Source organism: Pseudoalteromonas sp. SCSIO 43201 (assembly GCF_023716725.1).
Taxonomy (GTDB): Bacteria; Pseudomonadota; Gammaproteobacteria; order Enterobacterales; family Alteromonadaceae; genus Pseudoalteromonas; species Pseudoalteromonas peptidolytica.
Genome location: NZ_CP072683.1, coordinates 1,997,946 through 2,011,947, shown reverse-complemented (window position 1 = coordinate 2,011,947; position 14,002 = coordinate 1,997,946). Strand labels below are relative to the sequence as shown.

Sequence of the window (14,002 nt, the reverse complement as noted above, 5' to 3'; positions counted from 1 at the left end):
TAACCTTTGCCCATTGGTGTGGGCGGTGCTTGAGCGAGTTTTTAGGTCAACTGTTACCATTTACGTTTTATCTGGTATTGATAATTCGTAAAATTCAGTAGTCAAAAATGCACAGGCTAACAAAATAAACCATGAGATACTGGCATCCTAAGTGATGACCTTTTGCTTATCCAAACGTTAGGTTATGTAGATGGCTCGCTTTTCCCACTATTAATTAAAGACAGAATAAGTAGATGACGCAACTTTCACCAAAACAGCAGTCAATTTTATGCGCAGCGATTGAAGAATTTGCGCAAAAAGGTTTACAAGCAACCACGATGGAGTCGATCAGCCAATCAGCTGAAGTATCCAAACGAACACTGTATAAACATTATTCAACAAAAGATGAATTGTTTGATGCTGTTGTCGAATTGTTGATTGAACGGATAAAACCTATAACGGCAATACAGTTTATTCCGAATTATGATTTTTCTGTGCAACTACAGCACCTCGCAAAAAGCGCGATGACGTTGTTAAATGATGAAGATTACATGCGCTTATCACGAATTGTGATGATTGAATCTATGCGCAGCTTTGAACAAGCTCAGAATTTGAATGGCAAATTTAGCCATTGTGAAGCTGAAATGATCCAGTGGTTTGAGGATGCAGCAAATGCAGGCTGTTTAGGGGATTTTGATGCAGATCTTGCGGCCGCGTACTTCTGGGGAGCGCTCAAAAAGCTTGGGTACTGGGAGCGGGCGATTAAATGGCAAGCTCCACTTCCTGAAGCAGAGCTTGACATATTAGTTGAAAAGGCGGTGGCATTATTTTGTAACGGTGTTACTCAACGCCAATAAAGCCGCCTGTTTGGTGGGACCAAAGTTTGGCATAAATGCCACCCAAGGCTAGCAAGGATTGATGGCTGCCTTCTTCAACAATCTTGCCTTCGTCCATTACTATTAGTCTATCCATTTGCGCTATGGTGGAAAGACGATGAGCTATGGCGATTACGGTTTTGCCTTCCATCAGTGCATCTAAGCTTTCTTGAATTGCCTGTTCAACCTCTGAGTCTAACGCCGATGTTGCTTCATCTAATATCAAAATAGGCGCATTTTTTAATAACACTCTGGCAATAGCGATACGCTGTCGCTGTCCTCCTGATAATTTGACGCCACGTTCACCGACTTGAGCATCAAAACCTGTATTTCCATGACTATCTTCTAAATCTTGAATAAAGTCGTACGCTTGAGCTTCTTTTGTTGCTGCGATTAATTCTGCTTCTGAGGCATCTGGGCGACCGTAAAGAATATTGTCTCGCACGCTGCGGTGCAACAGTGACGTGTCTTGTGTCACCATGGCGATATAACGCCTCAAACTCTCTTGCTTAACCTCTGCGATATTCTGATCGTCAATGTTAATGCTACCATTATCAGTATCATAAAATCTTAGTAATAGGTTGACGAGTGTAGACTTACCAGCACCTGAGCGTCCAACAACACCTATTTTCTCCCCAGGTTTAATATTGAGGTTAAGATTTTCAATAACATTATGCTGACGTGCAGCATCTTTTCGTTTATAAGCAAAAGTTGTGTTACAAAAATCTATTTTTCCTGCTTTAAAAGCCAATGGTGCAGCGGTCTTTTGATCGACAATTTCAAGTGGTCTAGAGAGAGTATTCATGCCATCTGCAACGGTACCTATATTTTCAAATAGGCCGCTAATTTCCCACATTATCCACTGTGCCATGCCGTTTAACCGCAGCGCTAGGCCAACAGTTATGGCAATTGCACCAGCGCTAATGGCATTAAAAGACCAAAGATAAATAGACAACGCAGCAACCGAAAAAACGAGAAGGTAGTTTAACGTCTGAATACTTACATTAAGGCTAGTTGCTAAACGCATTTGTTTATAAACAGGCTGGATGAATACATCCATACTATCTTTGGCATACTCTTCCTCACGTTTAGTGTAAGAAAATAGCTTGACTGTCGAGATGTTGGTGTAGCTGTCAACAATTCGGCCTGTCATTTCTGAGCGCGCATCAGCTTGTTCGCTAGAGACTTGTTTTAGCTTAGGTACAAAATAGAACTGAAAGCCTATATAGCATCCAAGCCATACTATAAGTGGGATCATCAAACGCATATCACTACTGGCAACGAGCGCAAGCATAGCGGTGAAATAAACCAATATGTATACCAGTACATCAAGTAGCTTCATGACGGACTCTCGCACAGCTAGTGCTGTTTGCATTACTTTAGTCGCAATACGCCCAGCAAACTCGTCTTGGTAAAATGTCATGGACTGCTTTAGCAAATAGCGGTGTGCTTGCCAGCGGATCGCCATCGGGTAATTACCCAGTAAACTTTGGTGCAAAATTGCGCTATGGAAGAAAACGATCAACGGTAAAGCAACTAAGGTGACCAAAGACATTCTGATCAATTCGGTTTGTTTTTCAGCGAATAACGTTTCTGGCGTATAACTGGATAACCAATCAACTAAGTCACCCATAAAACCAAAGAGTGTAACCTCCAATACTGCTAATATCGCAGCACTAAGTGACATAAAGAAAAGCGGCCATCCCATACCTTGGGTATAAAAACGACAAAATGCCAGTAAACCTTGTGGCGGCTGACCGACCTCTTGTTCTGGAAATGGGTTGGTAAAGCGTTCAAAAACTCGATACATGAATAATCCCTAAATTTGTTCAGTAGCTAGTCTACCTTGATAGTGCGCCATGCGCGAGTCACAGATTGGTGCTAAATTTGCACAAATAGCTTGTGATTTATTCATTTGATATTAGGACAAGGAGCTAGTTGACTTATCGTGTTACAAACTCAAAACCGGTTAGTGTGTGAAGCAAATTACTATGACTCCGTTGTGTTGCAAGCACTCATTATTACAAGTGTCCTAAAAATACTATTTAGCAGTCGAGCACAGAGTTTAGCTATCTTGAATTAATTAGGAAGAGAGTTGCAATGAAGGTGTCTGGTCTGTCGAGAAATGTTGGTAACGCAGTAGGGTATAAAGGTCAGCGTACTGACCTTTATCGTTTTAGCTATTCATCTTTTGCGTATGTTTTACGAAGGATATAAACGTATGCATTAGTAAAAGCCTGCTCTTGGAACTTTTTTAATCCAGTATCTTCAAAGTCCACAGGAATAGGGTTTCTTTTTAGTTGCTCTTTTACTTCGGTTCCAGCGAGGAGTTGCACATCTACATCAGAGATAAGTTGGATAGCGGCTTCCATCTTAAACCCTGCGGCGCTACCTGCAAATTTACCTTTGTGCGGACGCTGGCGAATGGCAACAGAGTCTACGCCATAATCTTGTATTAGTTTTGCAAAGTCGAATTGAAATTTGCGCATTTCCTCAAGGTCAGCTCCTTGGTTGCCCAAAGTAAAGCGTCGCTGACGAATATCTCTGATATCAAAAACATCATCTTCTTTAGTTAGCAAACAAAGAAGCGCTTCGCTGCCAGAAATTTCAACCCCAAGTGTTCTCATTTTCGTGTCCAGATTATGCAAAAATTGAATTATCTCACAGTGTTATTTCTATTGCTATTGCTGCATGGTCAGAATAACAAATATCTTCATCTATACGCCTCGGATCTAGATGAGCATCATAACTATAGTAGTTCAGCGAGGTCACTTTTTGTTCCGCGCGATTGGGATTAAACTCTTTGGAGCATAAAATGTAGTCCAGCACATTGCCTTCCCCGCGATAGTAGTGGCTAGGTGGTTTTTTGCCATTGCTATTATCAGCGTAAAAAAAACTGTCAAATAATCCAACGCTATCAAAACTGCTATTTGCCAACGGCGGAAAAGCTTGAGTCATAAAAGACAGGGCAGGGTTTTCTAACGCATCATTAAAATCTCCCATTACTAATGTGGCTGCCTGTTTTTCGCGTTGTGTTTTCAAGGCATCGTAATAAATAATAGAGGCTTCTAGTGACCGAGATATTTGTGATTGCATTGTGCCTACAGTTTCATGTAATAGCGTCAATAGAGGGTCATCTTGATGTGATTCTCCCAACATGTGCGCCATGGAGTGAACACGTTGTGACTTTAGATGTATGGCATAACATGCGAGTAACCCAAATCCGGGAATATCAAATTTACATTTTATTGGCGTACGGTTGAACTTGAACTGATGTTGGTTATTTAGGTATTCAAGTAATTCAGGGCAAGGCTCAAGCGGAGCGAAAGACTTTATAGGTAACTTAGAGGCGATAGCGACGACAGGTTTAAATAGAACATTTGGGTAAACGTGGTCTGGACTGGGTGAGTCTACCGTGGCGAAGTGAACTAACCCTAAATCTTCACAAATTATCTGTAATGCGTCGGGTGTGAACACTTCTTGAAATACAATCACATCAGGATTGATATGTTGAATAAGACCGGTGATGAACTGGGTCTTAGTTTGCCATTGGGTGTCGTTATAATGCTCATGAAGTTGATAAAACGAAAAAGGTGGTGCTGTAAAATTCAATAGATTAAAGGTTGCAAATCGATATCGCTTTTTGGCCACAGAGGATCCCGAAATAGTTTTTGTAAATTAATAGATTAATTTTAGCCCTAGGCTTGCACTTAGCCAAGTTACACGCGAGAATAGTGTCTCTCATACGAAAGACCTTGAATGAGCCGCGATAAGTCGCGCAAGACAATGCTTATTCGTAAAAGCGTTGATAGGCACACTTTACATTTAAAATTAATTAAATACATGTGGCGCATTGTAGGTGTCACCACTGTAAATAGGATTTATCATGCCAGTTATTACTCTCCCTGACGGCAGTCAGCGTATTTTTGAAAACCCAGTAACTACTCTAGACGTCGCTCAAGACATCGGTCCAGGACTTGCAAAAGCAACTATCGCTGGTCGCGTCAATGGTGTGCGTGTTGATGCGTGTGACATCATTGAAAATGATGCTGCGCTTGAGATTATCACCGCTAAAGACGACGATGGCCTTGAGATTATTCGCCACTCTTGCGCGCACTTAATTGGTCACGCAGTTAAACAATTGTTCCCTGAAGCAAAAATGGCGATCGGTCCGACTATCGACAATGGCTTTTACTACGATGTTGATCTTGACCACTCATTGACGCAAGAAGACCTTGAAGCGATTGAAAAGCGTATGTTGGAACTTGCTAAGACCAACTACGATGTAGTGAAGAAAAAGGTAAGCTGGCAAGAAGCCCGCGACGCATTCGAAGCACGTGGTGAAACCTACAAGATGGAAATCTTAGACGAGAATATCGCTAAAGATGATAGGCCAGGTTTATACCACCACGAAGAATATGTTGATATGTGTCGTGGTCCTCACGTACCAAATATGAAATTCTGTCATCACTTCAAGATTATGAAGGTGGCAGGCGCATACTGGCGTGGCAACTCAGAAAACAAAATGTTGCAACGTATTTACGGCACTGCATGGGCAGATAAAAAGCAATTAAAAGCTTACCTTAAGCGTTTAGAAGAAGCTGAAAAGCGCGACCACCGTAAAATTGGTAAAGCACTAGATTTATGGCACTGGCAAGAAGAAGCACCAGGAATGGTGTTTTGGCATAATGATGGCTGGAGCATTTACCGTGAGCTTGAAGACTTTGTACGCGAAAAGTTACGCGAGTACCAGTACGAAGAAGTAAAAGGTCCACTGATGATGGATCGTGGTTTGTGGGAAAAGTCAGGTCACTGGGACAAGTATTCAGATGCGATGTTCACTACGGAGTCTGAAAAGCGTGAATATGCTATTAAGCCGATGAACTGCCCAGGCCACGTTCAAATCTTCAACCAAGGCTTAAAATCTTACCGTGATCTACCACTGCGTATGGCTGAGTTTGGTTGTTGTCACCGTAATGAGCCGTCGGGTGCACTACATGGTTTGATGCGTGTTCGTGGATTTACACAAGACGATGCGCACGTATTCTGTACAGAAGAACAGATCATGGACGAAGTATCAGCTTGTATCAAAATGGTGTATGATACTTACTCAACCTTTGGCTTTGAAAAGATCGTTGTTAAATTATCTACACGCCCTGAGAAACGCATCGGCGAAGATGAGATGTGGGATAAAGCAGAGGCTGCATTGGCAGATGCGTTGAAAGCAAACGACATCGAGTTTGAATATTTACCAGGTGAAGGTGCATTCTACGGTCCGAAGATTGAGTTTACTTTGTATGACTGTTTAGAACGTGCATGGCAATGTGGTACAGTACAACTAGACTTTGCATTACCAGGGCGTTTAGGGGCTACTTATGTTGCGGAAAATAACGAGCGTAAAACGCCAGTTATGATCCACCGTGCAATTCTTGGTTCGTTAGAGCGCTTTATCGGCATTTTAACAGAAGAATATGCGGGTCAATTCCCAACTTGGCTTGCGCCTAAGCAAGTTGTGATCATGAATATTACGGATAAACAAGCCGATTATGTTCACGAAGTTGTACAAAAGTTAAATAAACTTGGAATAAGAGCTTGCGCTGACTTGAGAAATGAGAAAATTGGTTTTAAAATCCGCGAGCATACTTTAAAACGTATACCTTATTTGTTAGTTGTGGGTGACAAAGAAGTTGAGCAACAAGAAGTTGCTGTTCGAACTCGCACTGGTGAAGACTTAGGTAAATTCTCGATTGACGATTTCATCGCGAAAGTTAGCGAAGAGATTAAAAATCGACTATAAATATAAACTTGCGTGTACTTCACTTTTTCTGGTACACGCAACTACTTTTGAATTTTTTGGAGGAACGTACCATTAGAGGCGGCAAAAAAGGGCAAAATAACGCTCAGAAAAATCGTATTAACGAAGAGATTACAGCGAAAGAGGTTCGCTTAATTGACGCTGAAGGCGAGCAGGCTGGCATTGTCTCAACTAGAGACGCACAAAACATGGCGGATGAAGCAGGCTTAGATCTAGTAGAGATCAGCCCAAATGCAGAGCCACCAGTTTGTAAAGTGATGGACTACGGTAAGTTCCTTTTTGAAAAAGCAAAAATCCAAAAAGAACAAAAGAAAAAGCAAAAGCAAATTCAGGTTAAGGAAGTTAAATTCCGTCCTGGTACTGATGTTGGTGATTACCAAGTTAAGCTACGTAGCCTTCGCAAGTTTTTGGAAGGTGGCGACAAAGCTAAAGTCACAATTCGCTTCCGTGGTCGTGAGATGGCGCACCAAGAAATTGGTATCGACCTGTTAAATCGTATCAAGACAGAGTTGGAAGAGATTGCTTCAGTAGAGTCTTTCCCGAAGAAAGTAGAAGGCCGTCAAATGATAATGATGATGGCACCTATTGCTAAAAAGTCTTAATCTCGGCATAATACGCATCGAATTTAACGCAGGTTTCAAGTGCTTCGGCCACCTGCGTTATCCGGTTTTAAAGTAAGGACTTGATCCTTCACCGGTTTTAGGTAGTAAGCTAGGCCTACAAGTGAGTTTATCTCCGCCTACTTACATAGTGTTAAGCAATATCATTCGGAGTTATTGCAAATGGCTTATAAGCTAAAATCACACAGAGGTGCTGCAAAGCGCTTCAAAAAGACTGCTTCAGGCGGTTACAAGCGTAAACAGTCGCATCTTCGTCACATTCTGACTAAGAAGTCTTCAAAGCGTAAACTACACCTTCGTGCTAAGTCTATGGTTCATAAGAATGACCTAGGCCTAATCGATCGTATGTTACCATTCGCTTAATAGAGGATATCAGAAATGGCAAGAGTTAAACGCGGCGTAGTTGCACGTGCACGTCACAAAAAAGTATTAAAGCAAGCTAAAGGTTACTACGGAGCGCGTTCACGCGTTTACCGCGTAGCTTTCCAAGCGGTAACAAAAGCTGGTCAATATGCTTACCGTGACCGTCGTGCTAAGAAACGTACTTTCCGTCAACTATGGATTGCACGTATCAACGCAGCTGCACGTCAAAATGGTCTTTCTTACAGCCGTTTCATCAATGGCCTTAAAAAGTCATCGATTGAAATCGATCGTAAGATCCTAGCTGATATCGCAGTATACGACCAAGTAGCTTTCGCAGCACTAGTTGCTAAAGCAAAAGACGGTCTAGCTGCTTAATAAGCAGAGCATGACTTAGTCTTAGGACTAGATCTTGTATTAAAAAGGAGCCGTTGGCTCCTTTTTTAGTTTTATACTCATAAATTACTCAGCCCTTAACGGTTTTTCATCAATATTTTATCTAGCATGCGACTGCTCAATATTCGTTTTAGATACCCCATCAAGTATGTAGGGAACGTTACGTAATACCTTGGCTTCGCAGTTTTAGCACTCAATGCGTGATGCAGGGCTTTATAAACCGCTTCAGGCCCTAAGGTAAATTTCTGTGGTGCGTCTTCAGCGCCTAAGCGATTAAGCTGCGCCTGATACTCGTTGTGATGTGCGCTATGTTGATGATTGATGTTAGTTAAAAATGCGCGTTTCGCGTTTTCTCTAAACTTTGATACGATTGGACCTGGCTCGATTAAACTGACTTGGATATTGGTGTTGGCGAGTTCCATGCGTAATGTGTCGGTTAACCCTTCCAGTGCAAATTTACTAGCGTTATAGGCTCCTCGATAGGGTAATGCAACAAGGCCAAGCACTGAAGAATTGTGAACTATTCGGCCTGAACCTTGCTTTCGCATCTGCGCGACAGCCAAGCATGTTAGTGTGTGCCAACCAAAAAAGTTAACTTCAAACTGCCTTCTTAATATATCTGTAGGCAAATCTTCGACCGCACCAGGTTGACCGTAGGCGCCATTATTAAATAATGCGTCCAATTGCCCATTGACGATTGTAAGTGCCTGATGAAATCCATCTTTGATACTTTGCTCACAAGCTAGATCTAATACGATGCAATGAACACCTGTACCTTCAAACTTATTCAGGTCTTTTGCATTTCTGACTGATGCGATGACCTGATATCCGGCTTTTGACAACTGCAATGCACAGTAATAACCAATCCCGGTAGAACAACCAGTGATTAAAATTGATTTTTGTACGCTCATTTGTTCCCTAAAGTGATAGTTATCTGCGATTAACTGCAAATTTTTGTTGAATCACCGCACATTGTAAGCCGATAGATAAAATATTGATATAATTGACGGATAAAAGCAGAGGAATAGAGAATTATGATGAGTTCCAGCATTATTATGCTTACTGCAATGCTAGGTATGAATAGTCATTTGCCACCGCTAATGGAGTGGCAGGGTAACAGTGAACAACTATTACAACAACAAGGCCCATTGACGACTGATTTCGAACTTAGTGATGGTACCGATTCCCCAAATTATGAAGATACAATGGCGTTTGTTGACCGTCTAGTCGCGGCCAATCCAACACAGTTTAAGCTTGAAACTATAGGTACTAGTGATAGTCATCGCGCTATCAAGATGATTGTTGCCACTGAGCAAGGTGGTGGCAAATCTAAAGTCATTAATAGCGATAAACCGACTATTTTAGTTCAAGCGGGTATTCATGCCGGTGAAATTGATGGTAAAGATGCCATGTTTATGTTGCTGCGTGATATTGCCACAGGGAAACGTCGCGACATTTTAGCGAAAGTCAACTTACTAGTTGTACCGATTTTAAATGTCGATGGTCATGAGCGTCGCAGCGAATATAACCGTATTAATCAGCGCGGCCCAGCGGTGATGGGATTTAGGACGAATGGTAAAAATCTTAATCTCAACCGTGATTATACAAAGCTAGATACTCCTGGTATTAGAGCGATCATGTCTGTGATCAATGAGTATAAGCCAGACCTATACATTGATGTTCATGTTACTGACGGTGCGGATTACCAGTATGATGTGACCTACGGCTTTAATCCAAGTTTTGCCAGTGAATCTCCAGCAATTGCCCAAGTATTGGAAAGTCAACTCTCTCCTGAAATAGATAAAGCACTTCGCAAACAGGGGCATATTCCCGGACCTTTGGTGTTTGTCATGGACAAGCGTGATTTTAAGCAGGGTTTAGCAGGTTGGGTAGCAACACCAAGATTCTCAAATGGTTGGGGCGACTTAAAAGGGCTACCAACAATACTTGTGGAAAATCACTCTTTAAAACCGTATAAACAGCGTGTTTTAGGGACGTATGTATTTATGGATGGCGTCATTGATGGACTGGCCAACAATATAGATATATTACGAGAAGCTGTGAAAAAAGAAGCTGAGTTTTTGCCCAAAAAATTAGTGGTTGAGCGTAGCTACGCTAAAACTCCTGATTTCATTCAATTTAAAGGTATCGAATACAAGCAATTCGAAAGTGCACTTTCTGGGCATGTAGAAGCAAAATACCTTGGTACGCCAGTCGACTATGAGAAATTACCGATTTATTGGCAAAAAGAAGTAAAAACGATAGTTAATGTTCCAGAGCAGTTTTATATACCACCAGCGTATCCCGAAGTCGTTGAAAAGCTAGAGCTTCATGGTGTTGAAGTCATTAAATTGCCAGCATCGTCAGTAGTTGACAATGTCAGTCAGGCAGCGGTAAGTGACTATCAGTTCGACAGTGTGCCTTTTGAAGGTCGCTTTAGAGTAGAGGCATCATTTAACTTTAACGTATTGCCAGAAAAAGTGGATGTAAGTGGCTGGTATAAAGTTGAAACAGCGCAACCTTCGGGAGAGTTAGCAACTCACTTACTGCACCCTAAAGCCCCGGACTCTTTCTTTGCTTGGGGTGAGTTTAATACGATTTTTCAACGTACAGAATATGTTGAAAATTATGCGCTTGAACCGTTTGCCAGAAAGATGCTAAAACAAAATCCAGCAATGGCATTAGCATTTGATAAAAAAATTCGTGAAGACAAAAAGTTTGCCAACGACTCTAAAGCGAGAATGGAGTGGCTGTACGCTCGGACACCATTTTATGACAGCGCTTATTTGAAGTATCCTGTTTTGATGGCATTTGGAGCAAATTAACAATGCAAGTATTAACAATACCTGTTACGCCGTTTATGCAAAATTGCCGTGTATTAGTTTGCCCGACAAGCAGAATCGCCGCAATTGTCGACCCAGGTGGCGAGCCGGAAAAGATCATCGCGCGCTTGACTGAAGAGGGGCTTAAACCGAAGATGATTTTGCTCACCCACGCCCATCTAGATCATGTGGGGGCAAGTACGAAACTGGGGGAGTATTATGATATTGAAATCATAGGCCCTCATAAAGATGACCTATTTTGGCTTGAAGCATTACCAATGCAATCACAAATGTTTGGTTTTGAAAACCACGCTGCATTTTTACCCTCATCATGGCTAAATGATGGTGATACAGTTGAGGTAGGGAAGCTAAAGTTAGAAGTTAGGCATTGCCCTGGTCACACGCCTGGACATGTTGTTTTTTATGAACCTGTCTCACAGCAGGTGTTGGTAGGTGATGTTTTGTTCAAAGGTTCAGTAGGGCGAACTGACTTTCCTAAAGGGGACGCAGCAAAGCTGAAGCACTCCATTGAGAGTAAGTTATTTTCGTTACCTAACGAAGTCGTTGTGCATTCAGGGCACGGTGAAAATACCACGATAGGGTATGAAAAGGCTACAAACCCCTTTATGAGTGGCCGATTTGGGTAGAATAGTAGGCGCTAAGTAGTATTCATATACAATAAGTTAGTCTACTATACGTCAGGGAATAATAATCAACATTGGCTTTGTAAGCTAATGTGCTAATTAAACTAGAATAGATATGTCATTAAACCAAGTAGATCGCCAAATCTTGGCATTGTTACAACAAGATGCGAGTCTTTCGACCGCCGAAATTGCAGATAAAGTAGGGCTTTCTCAATCTCCTTGCTGGCGACGTATCGCCAAATTGGAGCAAGATGGTTACATCAAAGGTAAAGTCGCACTGTTAGACGAGAAAAAGCTCGGATTTGATATGCTGGTTTATGCACACGTTCGCTTGTCGAACCATGGCAGAAATAACCTCGCTGAGTTTGAAAAACTTATATTGAGCTACGACGAAGTGACAGAGTGTTATTCAATGGCAGGCACGATGGACTTCATGCTGCGTATTATATCTAAGGGAATTGAAGGTTATGAGCAGTTTGTTCGAGACAATTTACTTAACCTTGAGTTTGTCCAAGAAGTACATTCAAATGTAACCATGACTTGCGTAAAACGCAGTACCTCTTTACCACTTTAGTACAGCATCATCGTCTGCTTGTTAAATGATAGTGAGCAGACGATTACTGGCCTGCCTTTTAGCTGAAATAGTGCATTTCTAACATCCTGCTGTCACTGTTCTATACTAGAATTTATTGCATACAAACCAATCTGCTTTAAATGCTAGATGTCTGCTATTTGTTTAAATTGCTGCTTTTTGCTAGAATCCGCAGCCTTTGTGTTCATTGTCAATTCAGACCAGAGGAAATAGATGTTTAATCTGATCAGCAAAGCGCCTAGCTCTGCTAAAAACGATGTACTATCAGGACTTACAGTTGCACTGGCGTTGGTGCCAGAAGCTGTAGCCTTCGCTTTTGTTGCGCAAGTAGACCCTTTGGTTGGCTTATATGCGGCATTCATTGTAGGTCTTATTACCTCAATCTTCGGTGGTAGACCCGGTATGATCTCTGGTGCAACTGGTGCACTTGCAGTCGTTATGGTTAGCTTGGTGATAGAGCATGGTGTTGAATATCTGTTTGCGACAGTCTTATTGATGGGCTTTTTGCAAATATTGGCCGGTATATTTAAACTCGGCAAGTTTATTCGCATGGTGCCTCACCCAGTTATGCTCGGCTTTGTAAATGGCCTGGCAATTGTGATTTTCTTAGCACAACTTGGGCAGTTCAAGGTGCTTGATGAGCAAGGTAACTTGACGTGGATGCAGGGCGAAGCGCTCTATATTATGTGTGGCCTAGTTGCGCTTACAATGGCTATCATTCATTTTCTCCCTAAGTTGACGACAGCAGTACCTTCAAGCCTTGCCGCTATCCTTGTAGTAACTGGAATCGTAATAGGCCTGGACCTAGATGCGAGGAATGTACTTGACTATCTTAAAGACATGTCTGGCAACTCTGATGCGACTATCGCAGGTGGTTTCCCTGCTTTTCATATTCCTGATGTACCATGGACACTTGAAACACTTAAAATCATATTCCCTTATGCGTTAGTATTGGCAGCAATTGGCTTGATAGAGTCGCTGTTGACGCTCACTTTGATTGATGAGATCACAGAAACACGTGGCCATAGTAATCGTGAGTGTATCGGTCAAGGTGCAGCAAATGTTACCTGTGGCGTATTTGGTGCGATGGGCGGCTGTGCGATGATAGGCCAGTCAATGATCAACATTAATTCTGGTGGCCGTAGTCGTTTGTCGGGAATAACAGCTGCGCTTCTACTATTGGTCTTTATTCTATTTGCTGCTAGCTTAATAGAAATGATCCCATTAGCCGCACTAGTTGGTGTGATGTTTATGGTTGTTCTAGGTACGTTTGAATGGTCTAGCTTTAGACTGATCAGAAAGATCCCCAAATCAGATGCTTTTGTGATTGTATTGGTATCTGGTGTGACTGTGATCACAGATCTCGCGATTGCAGTTTGTGTCGGTGTAATTGTATCGGCATTGGTGTTTGCTTGGGAACATGCAAAACATATCTACACCAATAATTATATTGATGAAAATGGCTCAAAGGTTTATGAATTACACGGACCACTATTCTTTGGCTCTGTAAAAAACTTTGCTGAATTATTTGATATAAATAATGACCCCGACGACATTATTGTAGAATTTAAATATAGCCGAGTTGCTGATCACAGCGCGATTGAAGCGATAGATGCGTTAGCAGAACGCTACAAAAAAGCTGGAAAAACACTTCATCTGCGCCACTTGAGCCAAGACTGCAAAGTGTTACTCGAAAAGGCTAAAGACTTAGTCGAATTAGATGGTCAAGCCGATCCAACATATAAAGTCGCTTCAGATAAGCTGGCGTAAATACAGTCTACAAGACAAGGCATTTATAGCAATTTGTGTAGAACTGCTTAACCTGAGGGAACATAGATTGAAGCTAAGGGGTTGTTATATTTCTTATTCATAACAACCTAATAGCACTTTTTTGGTGTT

General features: G+C 41.8%; 13 protein-coding genes. 9 read left to right on the top strand and 4 right to left on the bottom strand.

The features are described from left to right. Nucleotides 1–233 precede the first annotated feature (233 nt). Entirely contained in the window at nucleotides 234–836 is a 603-nt protein-coding gene (locus J8Z24_RS08680) for a TetR/AcrR family transcriptional regulator (RefSeq protein ID WP_128731716.1), read from the top strand. Here the strand turns inward: J8Z24_RS08680 and J8Z24_RS08675 are convergent. From J8Z24_RS08675 to J8Z24_RS08665, 3 genes are all read right to left on the bottom strand, one after another. Continuing rightward, nucleotides 820–2,664, bottom strand: coding sequence for an ABC transporter ATP-binding protein (locus J8Z24_RS08675; RefSeq protein WP_252094530.1), 1,845 nt, complete (start codon nucleotides 2,662–2,664; stop codon nucleotides 820–822). The genes J8Z24_RS08680 and J8Z24_RS08675 overlap by 17 nt on opposite strands. A gap of 370 nt (nucleotides 2,665–3,034) precedes the next feature. Then, on the bottom strand, nucleotides 3,035–3,481 hold the full coding sequence (locus J8Z24_RS08670) for a DUF3010 family protein (RefSeq protein ID WP_176031769.1): 447 nt from the start codon (nucleotides 3,479–3,481) through the stop codon (nucleotides 3,035–3,037). Between the two features lie 34 nt (nucleotides 3,482–3,515). Next, nucleotides 3,516–4,505 (bottom strand): endonuclease/exonuclease/phosphatase family protein, encoded by a 990-nt coding sequence (locus J8Z24_RS08665; protein ID WP_128731719.1) that lies wholly within the window; start codon nucleotides 4,503–4,505, stop codon nucleotides 3,516–3,518. Nucleotides 4,506–4,740: 235 nt separating this feature from the next. Here J8Z24_RS08665 and thrS point away from each other — a divergent pair, with 235 nt between their 5' ends. The 4 genes from thrS (at nucleotide 4,741) to rplT (ending at nucleotide 8,027) form a co-directional block, all read left to right on the top strand. Then, on the top strand, nucleotides 4,741–6,651 hold the full coding sequence (gene thrS, locus J8Z24_RS08660) for a threonine--tRNA ligase (protein ID WP_128731720.1): 1,911 nt from the start codon (nucleotides 4,741–4,743) through the stop codon (nucleotides 6,649–6,651). 56 nt (nucleotides 6,652–6,707) lie between these two features. Beyond that, entirely contained in the window at nucleotides 6,708–7,271 is a 564-nt protein-coding gene (infC, locus tag J8Z24_RS08655) for a translation initiation factor IF-3 (protein ID WP_125253974.1), read from the top strand. Nucleotides 7,272–7,451: 180 nt separating this feature from the next. Then, entirely contained in the window at nucleotides 7,452–7,652 is a 201-nt protein-coding gene (rpmI, locus tag J8Z24_RS08650; protein WP_010604868.1) for a 50S ribosomal protein L35, read from the top strand. Between the two features lie 15 nt (nucleotides 7,653–7,667). Continuing rightward, nucleotides 7,668–8,027, top strand: coding sequence for a 50S ribosomal protein L20 (rplT, locus tag J8Z24_RS08645; protein ID WP_010376973.1), 360 nt, complete (start codon nucleotides 7,668–7,670; stop codon nucleotides 8,025–8,027). A gap of 95 nt (nucleotides 8,028–8,122) precedes the next feature. Here rplT and J8Z24_RS08640 read toward each other — a convergent pair whose 3' ends face one another. Next, nucleotides 8,123–8,956: an SDR family oxidoreductase gene (locus J8Z24_RS08640; RefSeq protein ID WP_147390049.1), complete on the bottom strand. Its 834-nt coding sequence runs from the start codon at nucleotides 8,954–8,956 to the stop codon at nucleotides 8,123–8,125. Between the two features lie 126 nt (nucleotides 8,957–9,082). On the opposite strand from J8Z24_RS08640, the gene J8Z24_RS08635 reads away from it, so the two are divergent. From J8Z24_RS08635 to J8Z24_RS08620, 4 genes are all read left to right on the top strand, one after another. Then, nucleotides 9,083–10,870 carry a M14 family metallopeptidase gene (locus tag J8Z24_RS08635; RefSeq protein WP_252095629.1) on the top strand — a complete coding sequence of 596 codons (1,788 nt, stop codon included), beginning with the start codon at nucleotides 9,083–9,085 and terminating at the stop codon, nucleotides 10,868–10,870. Between the two features lie 2 nt (nucleotides 10,871–10,872). Continuing rightward, nucleotides 10,873–11,514: an MBL fold metallo-hydrolase gene (locus J8Z24_RS08630; RefSeq protein ID WP_147390047.1), complete on the top strand. Its 642-nt coding sequence runs from the start codon at nucleotides 10,873–10,875 to the stop codon at nucleotides 11,512–11,514. Between the two features lie 112 nt (nucleotides 11,515–11,626). After that, a complete protein-coding gene (locus J8Z24_RS08625; RefSeq protein ID WP_010376979.1) occupies nucleotides 11,627–12,085 on the top strand; it encodes an Lrp/AsnC family transcriptional regulator in 459 nt (152 codons plus the stop codon). A gap of 231 nt (nucleotides 12,086–12,316) precedes the next feature. Next, nucleotides 12,317–13,873 (top strand): SulP family inorganic anion transporter, encoded by a 1,557-nt coding sequence (locus J8Z24_RS08620; protein WP_147390046.1) that lies wholly within the window; start codon nucleotides 12,317–12,319, stop codon nucleotides 13,871–13,873. Nucleotides 13,874–14,002 lie beyond the last annotated feature (129 nt).